Annotated in this window: 18 protein-coding genes and 1 pseudogene; 3 read left to right on the forward strand and 16 right to left on the reverse strand. The window is 73.1% G+C overall.

Translation table 11 applies throughout. From position 1 onward, the window contains the following. The first annotated feature begins 72 nt into the window (after positions 1-72). Both E1286_RS38275 and E1286_RS38280 read left to right on the forward strand, forming a co-directional pair. Complete coding sequence (locus tag E1286_RS38275) at positions 73-972, forward strand: GNAT family N-acetyltransferase (RefSeq protein ID WP_132620710.1); 900 nt, start codon at positions 73-75, stop codon at positions 970-972. 273 nt (positions 973-1,245) lie between these two features. Beyond that, positions 1,246-2,808, forward strand: coding sequence for a choice-of-anchor I family protein (locus E1286_RS38280; RefSeq protein WP_132620712.1), 1,563 nt, complete (start codon positions 1,246-1,248; stop codon positions 2,806-2,808). A 17-nt stretch (positions 2,809-2,825) separates the two neighbouring features. On the opposite strand, the gene E1286_RS38285 is transcribed toward E1286_RS38280, so the two are convergent. Both E1286_RS38285 and E1286_RS38290 read right to left on the reverse strand, forming a co-directional pair. Then, on the reverse strand, positions 2,826-3,524 hold the full coding sequence (locus tag E1286_RS38285; RefSeq protein ID WP_165970100.1) for a DUF1275 family protein: 699 nt from the start codon (positions 3,522-3,524) through the stop codon (positions 2,826-2,828). Between the two features lie 112 nt (positions 3,525-3,636). Further along, positions 3,637-4,143 (reverse strand): CGNR zinc finger domain-containing protein, encoded by a 507-nt coding sequence (locus E1286_RS38290; RefSeq protein WP_132620716.1) that lies wholly within the window; start codon positions 4,141-4,143, stop codon positions 3,637-3,639. A gap of 146 nt (positions 4,144-4,289) precedes the next feature. Between E1286_RS38290 and E1286_RS38295 the strand changes: the two genes are divergently transcribed. Then, entirely contained in the window at positions 4,290-5,138 is an 849-nt protein-coding gene (locus E1286_RS38295) for an SCO6745 family protein (RefSeq protein WP_132620742.1), read from the forward strand. 55 nt (positions 5,139-5,193) lie between these two features. Here E1286_RS38295 and E1286_RS38300 read toward each other — a convergent pair whose 3' ends face one another. From E1286_RS38300 to E1286_RS38365, 14 genes and pseudogenes are all read right to left on the reverse strand, one after another. Further along, positions 5,194-5,406: a hypothetical protein gene (locus tag E1286_RS38300; protein WP_111175610.1), complete on the reverse strand. Its 213-nt coding sequence runs from the start codon at positions 5,404-5,406 to the stop codon at positions 5,194-5,196. 3 nt (positions 5,407-5,409) lie between these two features. Further along, entirely contained in the window at positions 5,410-6,144 is a 735-nt protein-coding gene (locus tag E1286_RS38305; protein WP_132620718.1) for an alpha/beta fold hydrolase, read from the reverse strand. Beyond that, a complete protein-coding gene (locus E1286_RS38310) occupies positions 6,141-6,755 on the reverse strand; it encodes a LysE family translocator (protein ID WP_132620720.1) in 615 nt (204 codons plus the stop codon). Before E1286_RS38310 ends, E1286_RS38305 begins: the two co-directional genes overlap by 4 nt. 44 nt (positions 6,756-6,799) lie before the next feature. Then, on the reverse strand, positions 6,800-7,771 hold the full coding sequence (locus tag E1286_RS38315) for a helix-turn-helix transcriptional regulator (protein WP_132620722.1): 972 nt from the start codon (positions 7,769-7,771) through the stop codon (positions 6,800-6,802). A 29-nt stretch (positions 7,772-7,800) separates the two neighbouring features. Further along, positions 7,801-8,562 (reverse strand): TSUP family transporter, encoded by a 762-nt coding sequence (locus E1286_RS38320; protein ID WP_132620724.1) that lies wholly within the window; start codon positions 8,560-8,562, stop codon positions 7,801-7,803. Between the two features lie 76 nt (positions 8,563-8,638). Beyond that, positions 8,639-9,643: a ketopantoate reductase family protein gene (locus tag E1286_RS38325; protein ID WP_132620726.1), complete on the reverse strand. Its 1,005-nt coding sequence runs from the start codon at positions 9,641-9,643 to the stop codon at positions 8,639-8,641. Then, positions 9,640-10,410, reverse strand: a complete 771-nt coding sequence (locus E1286_RS38330; RefSeq protein ID WP_132620728.1) for an SDR family NAD(P)-dependent oxidoreductase — start codon at positions 10,408-10,410, stop codon at positions 9,640-9,642. Before E1286_RS38330 ends, E1286_RS38325 begins: the two co-directional genes overlap by 4 nt. Next, the gene (locus E1286_RS38335; RefSeq protein ID WP_132620730.1) at positions 10,407-11,696 is read right to left on the reverse strand and encodes an MFS transporter; all 1,290 of its coding nucleotides are present in this window, start codon (positions 11,694-11,696) and stop codon (positions 10,407-10,409) included. The genes E1286_RS38330 and E1286_RS38335 overlap by 4 nt, the downstream gene beginning before the upstream one ends. Further along, positions 11,693-12,580 carry a polysaccharide deacetylase family protein gene (locus tag E1286_RS38340; RefSeq protein WP_132620732.1) on the reverse strand — a complete coding sequence of 296 codons (888 nt, stop codon included), beginning with the start codon at positions 12,578-12,580 and terminating at the stop codon, positions 11,693-11,695. The genes E1286_RS38335 and E1286_RS38340 overlap by 4 nt, the downstream gene beginning before the upstream one ends. After that, positions 12,577-13,590 (reverse strand): Lrp/AsnC family transcriptional regulator, encoded by a 1,014-nt coding sequence (locus tag E1286_RS38345; protein ID WP_132620734.1) that lies wholly within the window; start codon positions 13,588-13,590, stop codon positions 12,577-12,579. Before E1286_RS38345 ends, E1286_RS38340 begins: the two co-directional genes overlap by 4 nt. Before the next feature lie 157 nt (positions 13,591-13,747). Further along, entirely contained in the window at positions 13,748-14,362 is a 615-nt protein-coding gene (locus E1286_RS38350; RefSeq protein WP_132620736.1) for an ATP-dependent Clp protease proteolytic subunit, read from the reverse strand. Positions 14,363-14,399: 37 nt separating this feature from the next. Continuing rightward, positions 14,400-14,930 carry a ClpP family protease gene (locus tag E1286_RS38355; protein ID WP_132620738.1) on the reverse strand — a complete coding sequence of 177 codons (531 nt, stop codon included), beginning with the start codon at positions 14,928-14,930 and terminating at the stop codon, positions 14,400-14,402. 162 nt (positions 14,931-15,092) lie between these two features. After that, positions 15,093-15,956, reverse strand: coding sequence for a DUF2268 domain-containing putative Zn-dependent protease (locus tag E1286_RS38360; RefSeq protein WP_132620740.1), 864 nt, complete (start codon positions 15,954-15,956; stop codon positions 15,093-15,095). Between the two features lie 46 nt (positions 15,957-16,002). Further along, positions 16,003-16,487 (reverse strand): annotated as a pseudogene (locus E1286_RS38365) (hypothetical protein); the annotation flags it as partial.

The following is a 16,487-nucleotide window of genomic DNA, read 5'->3' on the forward strand; positions in this document are numbered from 1 at the left end:
CCGCCGGGCGGGGGATCCACTCCGTGCCAAAATGCGCGCTATGTCTGTTTTTCAGATTTTGCCTTTCGTCCTGTGCGCCGAGACGACATCGGTCCGGCGGCCGACCTGCTCATGCTGACGAGCGCCTCAGGCGTCCCGCACCACGTGACCCTCCAGTTGACCGCCGCCGAGGCCGGCGAGCAAGGCCACGCGTTCGTGGCGGAACGGGACGGCAGGATCGCCGGCGCGGCGCTCCTGTCGAGCGACCCCGTGTTCCCCGGTCTTGTCATCACGCTCGTGGCGGTCGCCGAGCCGTACCGCGGGCGAGGAGTGGGCGGCGCGCTGGCGGACCTGCTGGACGAGCGGCTCGCGCACGAGTCGCTCCCCGCGTCCTGTCATCTCCGTGACGACCGGGCCGACGGCCGGCGTTTCGCCGAGCGGCGGGGTTTCGCGGTGAAGGGCGACAACCTGGGATGGAGCTTCGACCTCGCCGCCGAGGACGGCACGCTCGAGACGCGGGCCCGCGAGGCGGCCCGCTCGGCCGGGGTGAGGATCCGCCGGGCCGACATGGCGACGGAGCCGGAGACCGTGCTGGAGTGCGCCCTGCGGTGCATGCCCGGCCTGCCGAGCGACCAGAGCGCCGATCCCGAGCAGGGGCGCCACTATTTCCCGCCCGACGCCATCCTGCTGCTGGCCGAGCAGGAGGAGCCGGACGAGAGCGCGCCGCGCGCCCTCGGCATCACGGTCGTCGCGCCCCGGATCGAGGAGGGCGTCTGGTACACGATGTTCACCGGGGTCGACGCCTCGTACCGGCGGCGGGGCATCGCCCGCGCGCTGAAGACGGAGGCGTTCCTGCGCGCCCGCCGCGCCGGCGGCCGGTCCGTGGTGACGCACAATCACGAGACGAACGAGTCCGTGCTCGGGCTCAACAAGTCGTTCGGCATGCAGCCGACGACGGGCTACTGGGACCTGCGGCGGGCGCCGCTGAAGTGACGCGCCGGCGGGGGCGCGGCAGGCGCCCCCGCCCTACAGCAGCAGGTTGATGACGACGGTCAGCACCACGGACAGCAGGATCGACACGGCGATCATCAGCAGGCAGCCCACCCAGCCGCCGAGCGGCCGCACGTCCCAGTTCCCGAACCTCATGACCGGACGGCTACCCGGGCGAAGACCCCGTACGCGGCGGGCCACCTGGTCACGGAGGGTTCAGGTTCCGGTCATCCGGAAGGCGACGACCGGTCATGCGACCTCAGGACACTGCGCCCCATGCGTACCACCACTGCACTCTCCCTGGCGGCGGCGAGCCTGTCCGTCCTGTCGACATTCCCGGCCGCTGCCGCATCCGCCCAGGTCAGGCCCTCCGGCCTGGAGCTGTCCCTGCTCGGCCGGTACTCCGCCGGCGCGGTCGGGGCCGGCGCGGCGGAGATCACCGCGTACGACGCCAAGACCCGGCGCGTCTTCGTGATCAACGCGGAGCGGGGCACGGTGGACGTACTCGACCTGCGCGACCCGCGCAGCCCGCGCAAGGTCGCCACCCTCGCCACGCCCGGCGCCAACAGCGTGGCCGTGCACGACGGGCTGGTGGCCGTCGCCCAGCAGGCCGCGGACAAGACGGCCGCGGGCAGCGTCGCCTTCTTCCGGGCGTCCACCGGCGAAAAGCTGCGCCAGGTCACCGTCGGCGCGCTGCCGGACATGCTGACCTTCACCGAGGACGGCAGGAAGGTCGTCGTCGCCAACGAGGGCGAGGCCGCCTCGTACTGCGCCGGCGACGTGAACGACCCCGAGGGCTCGGTCAGCGTCGTCGACGTGCGCACCGGCGCCGTCCGCACCGCCCGCTTCACGGCCTGGAACGGCAAGGAGCGGCAGCTGCGCGCCGAGGGCGTGCGGATCAGCGGCCCCGGCGTGAGCGTCGCCCAGGACCTGGAGCCCGAGTACATCACCACCGAGAAGGGCACCGCCTGGGTCACCCTGCAGGAGAACAACGCCCTGGCCGTCGTGGACCTCGACCGGGCCGCCGTGCGCGACATCGTGCCGCTCGGGCTGAAGGACCACGCCAAGCCGGCCAACGCGTTCGACGCCTCCGACAAGGACGACAAGATCGACATTCGTCCGCATCCCGTCAAGGGCGTGTACATGCCGGACGCCGTCGACCACTTCCGCAGCCGCGGCCGGACGTACCTGGTGACGGCCAACGAGGGCGACAGCCGGGAATGGGAGTGCCACGCCGACGAGGTACGGGTCAAGGACGCCGAGCTGTCGCCTGCGGCGTTCCCGGACGCGGCGCGGCTCAAGCAGGACTCCGAGCTGGGCCGGCTCACCGTGCTGGCCGACTCGCCCAAGGACGCGCAGGGCAGGTACACCGGGCTGCGGGTCTTCGGCGGCCGTTCCATCTCGGTGCGCGCCACCGACGGCTCGCTGGTGTGGGACTCCGGCAGCCGGCTGGAGCAGCTGATCGCCCGCGAGCTGCCCGGGCAGTTCAACTTCGACAACGAGGAGAACGACTCCTTCGACTCGCGCAGCGACAACAAGGGCCCCGAGCCTGAGGGCGTCACGGTCGGCACCGTACGCGGCCGCCCGTACGCCTTCGTGGGCCTGGAGCGGGTCGGGGGCGTCGCCGTGTTCGACCTGTCCGACCCGCGCGACCCCCGCGAGGCCGGGTACGTCAACACGCGCGACTTCACCGGCGACGTCGAGGCCGGCACCGCGGGTGACGTCGGTCCCGAGGGCGTGCTCTTCATCGACGCCCACGACAGCCCGACCCGCACCCCGCTCCTCGTCGTCGGCAACGAGATCAGCGGCACCACCGCCGTCTACGAGATCAACCCCTGACCGCCCCGCGCCGCCGGTCAGCTCTTGCGGCGGCGGGTGAACGTCAGGACGGTGGCGGCCACCGCTCCGAGCAGCACCACGGGGAAGGAGGGCGCGTACAGCGGCGCGAGGTGGAGGAGGAGCGCCCCGGCGGCGGCACCGCACAGGAGCGCCGTCAGGCGGGCGAGGCCGCCCGCCACGCCTGCTCGCTCCGACGGGGTGCCGGTGAACGCGCCCACGACCCCGGTCAGGGTGCCGGTGAGGAACGTGGTCGACGCCGCCGGCATGCCCGACCCGAGAGACAGGGCGCTCTGCACCCCCATCGCCAGTGAGCTGAGCACGAGGAGCACCACCGCCACGTCCTCGCCCGGCCGGCCGCCGGTGACGGCCCACGTCGCCGCCACACCGGCCAGCAGGAGGCACTCCCCCGCCGCGACGGCTCCGGCCCTGCGGCCCCATCCGCTGCCGCGGTGCGGCCGTCCACAACGCATGCCGACGTTGGCCGCCGCGACACCGGCGGCGTAGCCCACCACGGCGATGGCGGCCGCGAGCACGAGCTCGCCGTCGCGCGTCGCCACGGCCCGGCCGACGTGCACCAGGTTTCCGGTGATGACGCCGGCGAACACGCCGCCCAGTCTCATCAGGCACAACACGTCCACGGCACCGGCCGCGGCTGCGAGCAGCAGGAGCAGCCACGAGACCAGCCGTCCGGGCACCAGGCCACTCCCGTGATCCACGGGGTTCAGCCGGTGTGCCCGCTGGCTGGGCGGCGGTCGTACCACGACGGGGCTTCGTCGATCTGTCGCATGCACCAGGTGTGCCCCGTCACGCCCGGTCAAGCACCCCTCGTCACGTACGGCGGCGGGCGCGGTAGGCGGTGGCCTTCGCGCGGTTCTGGCAGGAAAGCCCGCAGAACCGGCGGGAGGCGTTCCGCGTGACGTCGAAGAACACCAGCTCGCAACCGTCCGCCTCGCACGAGCGCAACCGCCGTCCCTGCCCCACCCCGATCACCATGGCGAGGGCCGTGCACGCGTCGGCCGCCCAGGCGTCGACCAGGTCCGTCCCGGGCCGGTGGAAGGCCAGCACCGGCGGGTCGCCGTGCAGGCTCGGCACCGCGCCGTGGCGGACCAGCGCCCGGTTGAGCGCCGCCACGTCGCCGCCGAAGGCCGGGTGAAGCTCCGCGGCCACACCGGCAAGCCGATCGGCACCCTCCTCCGTCAATCTCACACGGCCCTCCCCCACGGCGGGGCCGGGCGTCCAGTCGTGGCGGGTGAAGGCGGCTTCCAGGGCGGCGCGGCGGTCGGCGGGGTGCTCGACGGGACGGCCGCGCGCCTGCGTGACGTGCAGTGCGTTCACGAGGAGGACGGCGAGCCCCGCCCATCTGCCGACATAACTGTCTATTTGCGATTGACCAGTGATGCGCCACGCCTCTATCGTCACTGGCATAGCTTATCTAGACAGTGAGGAAAGCCGTGAGCGCATCGCCCGCACTTGCCCGCCGCATGTGGCACCAGCTTGAGCCCCTCCACGCCGTGCTCTACTTCGCCCCGCAGGCGTTCGAGGAGGCGGCGGCGCTGGGCTACGACGTGGAGTCACGCTGGCCCGCCTATTTCGCCTACCGCACCGCGCCTCTCGGCAGGACGGGCACCCACCTGGCCACGGCGGCGTACTACAGCTTCAGCCCCCGCATGGTGGCCGAGCACGTGCCCGCCGTCTGGGACGTCGCCGCCCCCGACAAGGTGCTGCGGGCCCGCGCCGAGGCGGTCGACCGCACCTACCGCGCGCTGCTCGGCGACGCGGTCGCCGGTGACGCCATGGCCGAGGCGGCCGGGCTCGCCATGAGGGCGGCGGAGAGCGTCCAGGCGGCGGGGCGCCCGCTGGCGGCGGCCAACCTCGACCTGCCCTGGCCCGGCGAGCCCCACCTGGCGCTCTGGCACGCCGTCACCGTGCTGCGCGAGCACCGCGGCGACGGCCACCTGGCGGCACTGGCCGCCGCCGAGCTGGACGGGTGCGAGGCCCTGGTGTCGTTCGCCGCGATCGGCGCCGCGCCGGCGCCGAACTTCGCCGGCCGCGGCTGGAGCGAACAGGAGTGGAACGAGGCCGCGGAACGTCTCGCGGCCCGCGGGCTGGTCCACCCGGACGGCACGGCCACCGACGAGGGCCGGGCGCTGCGCGACCAGGTGGAGCGGATGACCGACCAACTGGCCGCCGAGCCCTGGCGGCGCCTCGGCGAGGAACGCGCGGCCCGCCTCGGGCAGCTGGTCGCGCCGTTCCTGGGCGCGGTCTTCGAGGCCGGTCTGCTGCCGATGACCAGCACCCTCGGCATCGCCACCGTCCAGGTCGCCTACTGAGCACCGGGCGGGGCGGATCAGGCGCCGGTCCGCCGATCAGCGGACCGGCCGAGCGTCACTGGCGGCCGTACTTCTTGTGCACGGCCTGCTTGCTCACGCCGATCGCGTCGGCGATCTGCGACCAGGCCAGCCCCGCCACCCGGGCGCGCCGCACCTGCACCGCCTCCAGGCGCTCGATCTCGCGGCGCAGCGCGGTCGTGGCGTGCAGGGCCCGCAGCGGATCGTCGTCCTGCGCCTGCTTCATGAGGGCCGCCAGGTCGTTCGTCATGCACTAAAGGTAATCCAGCAGCAGTGCATTGATCTCCTCGGGACGTTCGAGCGCGGGCAGGTGCCCGGCCCACTCCAGCTCCAGCAGCCGCGAGCGGGGCAGCTCGGCGGCCACGTGCCGGGCGCTCTCCCGGAAGTACGGCAGGTCGTGGCCGCCCGCCACCACCAGTGCGGGCACGTCGATGCCGGGCAGCGACAGCTCGCCCTCGGTCTGCTCGGGCTCCGGGTCGGCGGCCAGCTGCACCTCGAACGCGTGCCGCTGCATCGCCACCAGCCGCCGCCGCGCGTCGCCGGTCGCCTCGGGCCCGAGCAGGGTGCGGGCGTTCAGCTCCGCGGCCCCCTGGACGTCGCCCTGCTCCAGCAGCCGCCGTTCCTCCGCCCAGTACGCCCGCAGGTCCGGCGTGGGCTCCAGGTCGGCGACGGGGTTGAGCAGCACCAGCCGCCCGGCCAGCCCGGCCGAGGCGAGCTCCAGCGCCACCCGGGCCCCGCCGGACGCGCCGACCATGGCCGCCCGTGTTATCTCCAGCGCGGCCAGCACCTTGGCCACGTCGCCGGCGTCACCGTACGGCCCGTCCGCGCGGTACGGCGTGCGCCCGTACCCGCGGAAGTCCACTGTGATCACCCGGAACCGCTCGGACAGCGCGTCCACCTGCGCCTGCCACATGCCGGAGTCGGCGGCCGTCGAGTGCAGCAGCACCACCGGCTCGCCCGCGCCCTTCTCGGCGTGCCGGATCGTCATCGCGACTCCACCGCCATCCGCACGCCGAGGCCGATCAGCAGCACGCCGGACAGCTGCTCCAGCCGCCGCCGGACCGCGGGCCGTCCCAGCAGGTCGCGGGCCTTGGCCACGGCCCAGATGAGGGCGCCGTACCAGAGCAGGTCGACCGCCACCCAGACGACGGCCAGCGTCACGAGCGTCAGCGGCACGTTCTGCCCGGCGGGGACGAACTGCGGCAGGAACGACATCGCGAAGACCGCCGCCTTGGGGTTGGCCAGGCACGTGCCGAGACCGGCCAGGTACGGGCCGCGCCACCCGGGCACCGCCTCGCCCTCGGGCGCGGGCGGCGCCCCCTTGCGGGCCTGCCACAGCGCCTGGGCCCCCATGACGACCAGGACGACGGCCCCGGTCACGCGCATGACGTCGTAGGCCACCTGGGAGGCCACGAGCAGCGCCGACAGGCCGAACGCGGCGGCCAGGCCCCACAGCAGGATGCCGGTCTCGTTGCCCGCGGTGGCGGCCAGGCCGGAGCCGCGGCCGGCGCGCAGGGTCTGACGCAGGATGATGGCCGTGCTGACCCCCGGCACCATGGCCACCAGGACGCACGCGCCCGCGAACGCGAGAAGATACATGCCGGAATACTGGCAGAACGGCCCGCCGGATCGCGCTCGGTTATTCAGCCGTACAGCTTGGCCAGCTCCTCGACCGCCTCGCACATGAGCGCGCGCAGCTCCGGCGGCTCCAGCACCTCGACGCCGGCGCCCAGGCGCAGCAGCAGCCAGCGCGCGTGGGTGATCGACTCGACGGGCACGGTGAGCGTGGTCCAGCCCTCGGGGTCGGGCTCGCCGGCCGCGGCCAGCGCCGCGCCGACGACGTCCTGCCCCATGGTGTACGCCAGCAGGCTCTCCAGGCCGGGCGCGAGCTTGATGACGGCCTCGGCGGTGTACATCCGCTCGCGGAACTCCTTGGCGTACGCCCGCCAGAACTCGCCCAGGTCGAACCCCTCAGGCCGGGTGAACCGCCCGGGCAGCGTCTCCACGGTCAGGATCCGCGCCACCCGGTACGTGCGCGGCGAGCCGCCGGGCGGCGCGGCCACCATGTACCAGGACCCGCCCTTGAGCACCAGCCCGTACGGGTGGACCACCCGCTCGACCTCCTGGCTCCCCCAGCGCCGGTACGTCATGCGCAGCGGCCGCTGGTCCCACACCGCCTCGGACGCCTCGCCGAGGTGGGGCACGTCGTCGGCCGAGCGGTACCAGCCGGGCACGTCGAGCAGGAACCGCTCGCGCATCCGGGAGGCGTGGGAGCGCGGCTCGGGCGGCAGCGCGGCCAGCAGCTTCAGCTCGGCGTTGGCCGCGACCTCGGCCAGCCCCAGCTCGGCGGCGGGGCCGGGCAGCCCGGCCAGGAACAGCGAGGAGGCCTCTTCGGCGGTGAGCCCGTTGAGGCGGGTGCGGTAGCCGTCGAGCAGCCGGTAGCCGCCCGCCGGGCCCCTGTCGGCGTAGACCGGGACGCCGGCCGCAGACAGCGCCTCCACGTCGCGGTAGACCGTGCGGACCGACACCTCCAGCTCACGCGCGATCTCGGGCGCGGTCATACGCCCACGTGTCTGCAGGAGCAGCAGCAGCGAGAGCAGACGGCTGGCACGCACCCCTCCATTATCGCCCCGCCGGCGGCCGCTCAGCCGAACTGCTGCCAGCCGAGCCTGATCACCATCGCCACGACCACGACCAGCAGCACGATCCGGACGAACGCCGCCCCGCGCCTGAGCGCCATGCGGGCGCCGAACTGGGCGCCGGCCACGTTGCAGACCGCCATGCCGAGGCCGAGCGCCCAGTGCACGTGCCCCTGCGCCCCGAACACCGCCAGCGCGCCGAGGTTCGTCCCGACGTTGATGATCTTGGCGGAGGCCGAGGCGGCGACGAAGTCGAGCCCGAGGATGGTGGTGAAGGCGATGATGAGAAACGTCCCCGTGCCCGGCCCCATGATGCCGTCGTAGAAGGCGATCCCCACGCCGGCCGTGGCCACCGCGGCCGCCACCCGCGGCCCGGTCCGCAGCCGCGGCTCCGGCACGGCGCCCATCGACGGCCGCAGCGTCACGAACACGGCCACGGCGACCAGCACCACCATGACGGCCGGGCGCAGCACCTCGGCGGAGATGGCCGCCGCCGCCCACGCGCCCAGCCCGGCGCTCAGCGCGGCGAGGGCGGCGCCGGGCAGCGCCACCTGCCGGTCGACCTTGGCGGAGCGCGAGTACGCGACGGCGGCGGAGGCGGTGCCGAACACCGAGGAGAACTTGTTGGTGGCCATCGCCTCGACCGTCGGCATGCCGGTCACGAGGATGGCGGGAAGCTGCAGGAGACCGCCGCCGCCCACGACGGCGTCGACCCAACCCGCTGCGGCCGCCGCTGCCAGCAACACCAGAAACTGCTCCAGCGGCACGCGCCACTCCCCCGAAATCCCCCAATAAACCCCAAGAGTGTATAAGTCGGGTTTTAGGGGTTGGACACTGGGCGGATCACCCGGCCTTCCCCAGCTCGGTGAGGTGGTCCTCGCTCATCGGAGCCCGTCCCGCCTCCACGTCGGCCAGCCGGGCGAGCAGGCCGCGCAGCAGCGGCACCGGCGTCCCGTCCGCCTCGGCCCGCGCCAGGACGGGCCGGTAGTGCTCGTGCACCTCGATCGGGCGGCGCCGCACGGCGATGTCGCGCCAGATGCCGCTGCGGTCTTTCGGCTGGGTACGCAGCCACGCCGTGAGCCGGTCGGTGGCCTCCTCCCGCGCCCGCTCGGGCGCACCCGGCGCGTACGCGGCGGCGTCGAAGGCGTCGAACGGCTCCAGCCGCAGCCCGAGCCCGCCCGCCACCGCGAACACCTCGGCCACCAGCGCGTGCATGAGCGGCCGGTGCCGGTCGATCAGGTCGGCCATCGGCGCGTCGGCCAGCGCGGTCGCACTCAGCATGGCCCCGAACCCGAGCTTGGCCCACAGATGGCCGCGGACGTTGCCGGTGGCCTTCGCGCCGGCCCCGGCCAGGTCGGCGACCAGCCGGTCCACCCGCTCGCTGGAGCGCCCGTCGAGCTCGCCGATCACGAACGCCCCCGGCCCGCCGTCGCGCACGACGCCCGGCTCGACCACGTCGGCGAAGATGTTCACGAACGAGCCCACGACGCGTCCGGCGCCGACGTACTCGGCGATGAGCTGCTCGTTGAGCCCGTTCTGCACCGACACGACGTGGCCGCCGGGGTCGAGCCGGGGCGCGATCCAGGCCGCCGCCTCCGCCGTGGCCTGCGCCTTCACGCACAGGAGCACGCTGTGCAACGGCCCTTCCACCTCCTCGGGGGTCGCCGCGCCGAGGCGGACGCGTTCGTCGCCGCCGGCCCGCCGCAGCACGAGGCCGTCGCGGCGGACCGCCGCCACGTGGGCGGCGTCGGCGTCGACGAGGAGCACCTCGTGTCCGCCCCGCGCCAGGTGGAAGGCGATGGTCCCGCCGATGGCGCCGCCGCCGACGATCGTGTAGGGGGCGTTCATGCGCGTTGTACCTCGCTCGTTCCGTTCCAGTGCAGGGGCAGCGCGGTGGTGCCCGCCGACGCCCCGCCGTCGACCCGCAGCACGGTGCCCGTCACCCACCCGGCCTCCTCGCCGGCCAGCCAGCGCACGGCCCCGGCGACGTCGGCCGGCAGCCCGCGCCGGCCGAGCGGGTTGGCCGAGACGGCGGCGGCGTACTCCTCGGTGACGGGGTTGGCGGGGCTGTCGACGGTGACGAAGCCGGGGCTGACCGCGTTGACGCGCACGCCGAGCGGGCCGAGCTCGACGGCCGCGGCCTTGGTGAGCATCTCCAGCGCGGCCTTCGACGTGCAGTAGTGGGCCGCGCCGGGACGGGCGCGCAGGGCGGCTCCCGAGGCGATGTTCACCACCGCGCCGAAGCGTCCCTCGGCCGCGCAGGCCCGGCCGAAGGCGGCGGTGACGAGCATGGGGGCGCGGACGTTGACGTGCTGCACGCGGTCCCACTGGGCGGCGGTCATCTGCAGGAACGGCGTCGCCGGGTAGATGCCGGCCGCGTTCACGACGACGTCCACCGGGCCGTGCTCGCGCCAGGCCCGTTCCACCAGGCCCGCGGCCTGCTCCGCGTCGGCCAGGTCGGCGACGATCCGGCCGGCGCCGGTGCGGGCGGAGACCTCGGCCAGGGGTTCCGGCCGCAGGTCCACGGCGGTGACGCGGTCGCCGGTCGCGAACAGCTCGCAGACGGCGGCGCCGATGCCGCTCGCCGCGCCGGTGACCAGGACGTGGCGGGTCATGTCAGCTCCTTTCCCCGGGTCTCGGGCATGGTGGCGTAGACGGCCACGCCGACGAGCGCGGCGGCGGCCACGTAGAGCCACACCTTGTCGCCGTGACCGCTGGAGCTCAGCCAGGTGGTGACGTACGGGGCGGTGCCGCCGAAGATCGCGACGGCCAGCGCGTACGGCAGCCCGATCCCGGTCGTGCGGACCTCGGCGGGGAACTGCTCGGCCATGATCACCGCGCAGTTGGCGGAGTAGCCCACGAGGAACACCATGCCGGCGAGCTCGATGGCCAGCAGCGAGCCGAACCCGCCGTCCAGGAACTGGAACGCCGGCCAGGCCAGCACCAGGAAGCCCACCGCGAAGGCGAGCATGGTGGGCTTACGCCCGACCAGGTCCGACAGCAGCCCGCCGAACGGCAGCAGGATCAGGAACACCAGCACCGCGATCGTGTTGGCCAGCAGCGCCTGGTTCAGCGGAATCCCGGTGGTCACATGGGCATATGTCGGCATATAGCTGACCCAGATGTAGTACAGCAGCGTCCCGGCGATCGTCACGCCCGCCACCCGCAGCGCCGCCCGCGGATGGTCCCTGACCATCGAGACCAGCGGGTTGGCGCGGGTGCGGCCGGACGACCGGACCTTGGCGAACGCCTCCGTCTCGGGCACCGAGACCCGCAGCCAGAGACCGACCAGTCCGAGCAGGCCGCCGAGGAGGAACGCGATCCGCCAGCCCCAGCTCTGCAGCGCCGCCTCGTCCAGCGTCGAGGTGAGCACCGTGCCGAGCGCGGAGGCGATCAGCACGCCGCCGCCCACCGAGACCTGCTGCCAGGAACCGGCGAACGCCCGCCGCCCGCGCGCCGCCGACTCGACGAGGAACGCGGAGGAGGTGCCGAACTCGCCGCCTGCCGAGAAGCCTTGGACCAGGCGGGCCAGCACCAGGACGATCGGCGCGGCGATGCCGATGGTCTCGTAGCCGGGGCAGATCGCGATGGCGAACGAGGCCCCAGCCATCAGCGAGATCGTCAGCGTCAGGCCCTTCTTGCGGCCGTGCCGGTCGCCGTACGCGCCGAGGATGGCGCCGCCGATGGGCCGCATGAGGAAGCCCACGGCGAAGACGGCAAGGGTGGACAGCAGGCTCGCGGTGGAGTCGCCGGAGGGGAAGAACTGGCGGGAGAAGATCGAGGCGAACGTGGTGTAGATGGCCCAGTCGACCCATTCGACGGTGTTGCCGATCGCGCCGGCGACGATCGCCTTGCGCTGTGCGGGGGTCAGTTTGGTGGGGGCGGGGGAGGCGACCGTCATGCGTGCTCCAGGACGTAGTCGGCGATCTGGGCATGGGTGGCGTACCAGACGCCCTCGTGGGCGTCGATGTGCTCCAGCAACTCCGTGAGCGCGGCCATGCGGGAGCGGTGGCCGATGATGTGGGGGTGCATGGTGAGCTGGAACAGCCCGCCTTCGGCGTGGGCGGCGTCGAACTCGTCGCGCCAGATCCCGGCCACCTCGCGCGGCGGCGTGTACGGCCGCAGCGAGCCGTAGCGCTCCATCATCAGGTAGGGCGCGTCGTCTCTGATCCACTCCACGGGGATCTCCACGATGCCGGTCGGCTCGCCGCCGGCCAGCAGCTCGTACGGCTCGTCGTCGGCCATCAGCGAGGAGTCGTAGGTCAGGCCCAGCTCGCGGGTGATGGCGAGGGTGTGATCGGAGAAGTCCCACGACGGGGTGCGGATGCCCACCGGGCGTGTGCCGGCCAGCCGCTCCAGCGTGTCGGCGGCGCGCAGGGCGAGCTCCCGCTCCTGCGCCGGCTCCAGCAGCATGTTGCGCTCGTGGATCCAGCCGTGCATCGCGACCTCGTGGCCGGCGGCGACGTAACCGCGCACCTCCTCCGGGTGCAGCAGCGCGGAGACGGCCGGCATGAAGAACGAGGCCGGGACGCCGAAGCGCTCCAGCAGGCGCAGCACGCGCGGGGCGCCGACGCGGGAGCCGTACTCGCCCTGGGCGAGCTTGCCGGGGCTGGTCTCGCCGTCGCGCAACGGGATCGTCTCGTGGTCGGAGTCGAACGACAGCGCGACGGCGACGCGGGCGCCGCCGGGCCAGGTGCGGGGGCGCAGGCTGCGCCCGGCGCGGACCCGCTCGACGTGGCCGCGCCAGGTCTGCTCGTCCCACTGCCAGGGCTGCTGTTCGGTCATGATGCGGGGTTCTCCGTCCGTGCGGCGGGGGTGGGCGCCCACGCGCGTTTGAGCGTGGTCAGCTGGAGGGTCACGTCGGCGGCGCGCAGGCCGGGCAGGGAGCCGACGTCACCGGTCAGGTAGCGGAACAGACCGCCGTAGTGGCGCAGCGCCACCTGCGCGACCAGGTTGAAGCGGCCGGTGGTGGCCGACAGGTAGCGGGTCGAGGGGTGCGCGGCGAGCTGCTGCCCCGCCCGCTCCAGCAGGCCGGGCTCGACCTCCAGCCAGAGCATGAACTCCACCGCGTACCCGAGCACCTCCGGCTCGGCCAGTGTGCGGAAGCGCAGGCAGCCGCGGCGCACCAGCGACTCGACCCGCCGCTTGGCGGTCGACTCGCTGCTGCCCACGGCCCGGGCCAGCGTCTTGTACGGCATGCGGCCGTCCTCGCCGAGCGCCTGGATGATCGCCAGCTCCAGCGCGTCGAGCCGCTCCGGCGTGCCCTCGCCGAGGCAGTCCTCGAACGGTGGCTCGGCCGCGTCGCGCAGCTCGGCGGTGGCCCGCTCGTCGAGGACGCCGGGGTTCCAGTCGTGGTTGGAGACGAACGTCCGCATGACCGCGTGCGTCTCGCTCTCGGTGACGCGGTCGCCGCCGGGCACGTCGGCCACCATGATCCGCCCGATGTCGGTGTGGGAGGGCACCACGAACTCGGCCACGCAGTCGGCGCTGCCCGACACCACCGTGACGAACCTGGCCTGCGGCCGGCCGGCGATCGCGGCGGCGACGTCGTACGTGGTGCCGGGCCGGCAGCGCAGCCGGCTCAGCACCGGCACGCCGAGCCCGCAGCGCAGGACGTCGGCCACGCCGATGACCTTCAGCAGCCCGCTGTCGCCGAGCAGGCCGGCCCGGCGGACGACGGTGGACTCGCTCGCGCCGACGAGCCGGGCGATGAGGCTCCACGGGGCACGCCCGTTCAGCTGCAGAGCCGCGACGATCGCCCGGTCCAGCTCGTCGATCTGGCCGCCTTCTTGCATGGATCCCATGCTTACTGGCGGAATCCCTCAAAATCAAGGCAAAGCTGACTCAATCCCCATAATCCGCCCATATTTTGCCATCGCCACCAGGCACGAGAAAGGGGAGCCCCGTGCCCTGACCAGGACACGGCACTCCCCTGGAGACCCGCCGCCGGAATCAGCGGCGGACGGCGAGGGTGCGCTTCCTGGAGGCGTAGATGTCGTCGATCAGCCCGTACGTGCGGGCCTGCTCGGCCGTGAGGATGCGGTCGCGCTCGATGTCCTTCCTGATCTCCAGCACGCCCCGCCCGGTGTGCCGCGACAGGATCTCCTCCTGCTGGTCACGCATCCGCAGGATCTCCCTGGCGTGGATCTCCAGGTCGCTGCCCTGCCCGCGCCCGCCCTCGGTGTGCGGCTGGTGCAGCAGCACCCGCGCGTGCGGCAGCGCCGCCCGCTTGCCGGGCGTGCCGGCCGCGAGCAGCACCGCCGCCGCCGAGGCCGCCTCGCCGATGCAGACCGTGTGGATCTCCGGCCGGACGAACTGCATCGTGTCGTAGATCGCCGCCATCGCCGTGAACGACCCGCCCGGCGAGTTGATGTAGATGTTGATGTCCCGGTCGGGGTCGAGCGACTCCAGCGTGAGCAGCTGGGCCATCACGGCGTTGGCCACGCCGTCGTCGATCGGGGTGCCGAGGAAGACGACCCGGTCTTCGAACAGCTTGGTGTAGGGGTTCAGCTCGCGCACGCCGTAGGAGGTGCGCTCGGTGAACGACGGCAGCACGTAGCCGCTCATCTCAGTTCATCCCTTCCGCGATGTGGTCGACGATGCCCTACTCGAGCGCCTCCTGGGCCGTGAACCAGCGGTCGCGGTCGGAGTCGGCCTGGATGCGCTCGAGGGGCTGGCCCGTGTGGTGGGCGATGATCTCGGCCATCCGGCGCTTTGTGTAGAGCATGTTGTCGGCCTGGATCTGGATGTCGCTGGCCGAGCCGCCGATGCCGCCCAAGGGCTGGTGCATCACGACGCGGGCGTTGGGCAGGGCGTAACGCTTGCCCTTCGCGCCCGCCGACAGCAGCACCTGGCCCATGGAGGCGGCGAAGCCCATCGCCACCGTCGCCACGTCGCACGGAATGAACTGCATCATGTCGTAGAGCGCCATCCCGGCCGACACCGAACCGCCCGGAGAATTGATGTAAAGAGTTATGTCGCGCTTGGGGTCTTCGGCCGCGAGCAAAAGCAGCTCGCCGCAGAGCCGGTTGCAAATGTCATCGTCGACCTCCTGCCCGAGGACGACGATGCGCTCCTTCAGCAGGCGCTGACTCAGCTGGTCAGGCCAGGCCGCGGCGCGCTGGGTCTCCGTCATGCCGGTCGCCTTTCTTCGCGGGTATATCCACGAAAAACGCTAGACCCACGCGCCGCGCATTCTGCAATCTTTTCGCTGGCGGCGCATTTCTCTATGGGCGCATTACTCCCTCAGCGAATTTCCATCGACATGCAATCCCGAATATGAGAATGAACGCCCGGCCTACGGCCGCAGCCCGGCGCGCCGCATCAGCTCGCCCGCCGGCACCACCGTGGCCTCGGCCGCGCTCAGCCCGGTGGCGGCCAGGGCCCGGTCGACCAGGTGGAGCCCCACGGCGTACCCGGCCATGTCGGGGATGCCGCGCGGCTCCTGCCCGAAGTTGCGCATCGGGCTGTCCCCCAGCACGTACGCCGGCGTGTTGGCCATCCCCTCCAGGTCGAAGTCCGCCATGATCCGCGCATACGCCCGCTCGAACGCCTCTCCCCGCACCATCGACGACCACGGCCCCATGGCCTGCGGCCCCGACAGCTCCCGGACGAACGCCTCGGCCAGCCCCTCGGCCACGATGTGCTCGCCCACCGTCACCGTGGCCGGGTTCCACTCGACGGTCTGGTAGCGGACGTTGTGGTGGAACTCGTGCACCGCCAGGTGACCGATCCGGCCGATCACCTCGTCCGACGGCCAGGCCAGCAGGTAGAGCAGGCCGGGCAGGCCGCCCATGCCGTAGTAGCCGCCCGCGGTCGTCATCAGGTGCTCGTTGCCGGGGTCGCCGAGCACGAACATCACCTGCAGCCGCTCCGGCTGCGCCGCCCCGCTCAGCCGTGCGGAGGCGCGCTCCAGTTCGCGCCGCACCTGGCCGAGCACGTCGGACTCGATCATGTGCTGGACGGCGGCCGGATAGCGCGGGTCGTCGGCGTCGACCCGGAACCCGCCGCCCTGATGGTGCATGTGAAGGATGTCGCCGGGCATCGGGAGGACCTCGCTCATGGGAGCGAGCATCTCCCGCAGCGCGCCGGGCCGCTCGTCGAGAGGCCGGGCCAGCAGCGCGGCCATCGCCGTCAGGGTGTCGTGAACGATGAGCTCCATGCCGCCCGACGCTAGAACCTCACGCTACGTCAGGCTCAAGCCGGCGTCACAGGTCCGATTCGCCGCCGCCCGGCTCGTCACCCGGCGTCCCCGGCGTGCCCGGCGCGCTCTGGCTCGGCGACTCCGACGGCGACGGCGACGGCTCCGGCTCGGGGCTCTCCGGAGTGGGCGGCGGCGTCGGCACGAACACCGTCGGCGGCAACTGCCGGGGCTGCGGCTCGCTGTCGCCGCGGCCGAGCACCATGAGCAGCAGGATCGCCACCACCAGGAGCAGCAGCAGGATCACCGCCAGCGCGGCCATCAACACCCGCCTGCGCGTCTCGGTCAGCGGCGGCCGCCGCCGCAGGCCCGGCAGCGCCGGCGCCCGGTCGGTCACCCAGAACGGCACGAAGTCCGGCCCGTGCGGCTCCCCGATGAACGTCCCGCCCACCATGACCGGCTCCAGGAACCGCTCGGCCCCCGGCCGGCCCGGTGCGTACGGCACCGCCACCCATGGCGCCCGCCCCCCGTCGAAGGCCAGCACCTCGGGTG

It is taken from the genome of Nonomuraea terrae (assembly GCF_004348995.1).
Lineage (GTDB): Bacteria > Actinomycetota > Actinomycetes > Streptosporangiales > Streptosporangiaceae > Nonomuraea > Nonomuraea terrae.

Bases quoted from the DNA above. Each gene is read 5' to 3' on its own strand.
- E1286_RS38335 (WP_132620730.1), bottom strand. From the start codon at position 11,696: ATGACGGTCGCCTCCCCCGCCCCCACCAAACTGACCCCCGCACAGCGC.
- E1286_RS38300 (WP_111175610.1), bottom strand. From the start codon at position 5,406: ATGACGAACGACCTGGCGGCCCTCATGAAGCAGGCGCAGGACGACGAT.
- E1286_RS38310 (WP_132620720.1), bottom strand. From the start codon at position 6,755: ATGTATCTTCTCGCGTTCGCGGGCGCGTGCGTCCTGGTGGCCATGGTG.
- E1286_RS38360 (WP_132620740.1), bottom strand. From the start codon at position 15,956: ATGGAGCTCATCGTTCACGACACCCTGACGGCGATGGCCGCGCTGCTG.
- E1286_RS38280 (WP_132620712.1), top strand. From the start codon at position 1,246: ATGCGTACCACCACTGCACTCTCCCTGGCGGCGGCGAGCCTGTCCGTC.
- E1286_RS38295 (WP_132620742.1), top strand. From the start codon at position 4,290: ATGTGGCACCAGCTTGAGCCCCTCCACGCCGTGCTCTACTTCGCCCCG.
- E1286_RS38345 (WP_132620734.1), bottom strand. From the start codon at position 13,590: ATGCAAGAAGGCGGCCAGATCGACGAGCTGGACCGGGCGATCGTCGCG.
- E1286_RS38325 (WP_132620726.1), bottom strand. From the start codon at position 9,643: ATGAACGCCCCCTACACGATCGTCGGCGGCGGCGCCATCGGCGGGACC.
- E1286_RS38330 (WP_132620728.1), bottom strand. From the start codon at position 10,410: ATGACCCGCCACGTCCTGGTCACCGGCGCGGCGAGCGGCATCGGCGCC.
- E1286_RS38305 (WP_132620718.1), bottom strand. From the start codon at position 6,144: ATGACGATCCGGCACGCCGAGAAGGGCGCGGGCGAGCCGGTGGTGCTG.
- E1286_RS38355 (WP_132620738.1), bottom strand. From the start codon at position 14,930: ATGACGGAGACCCAGCGCGCCGCGGCCTGGCCTGACCAGCTGAGTCAG.
- E1286_RS38340 (WP_132620732.1), bottom strand. From the start codon at position 12,580: ATGACCGAACAGCAGCCCTGGCAGTGGGACGAGCAGACCTGGCGCGGC.
- E1286_RS38350 (WP_132620736.1), bottom strand. From the start codon at position 14,362: ATGAGCGGCTACGTGCTGCCGTCGTTCACCGAGCGCACCTCCTACGGC.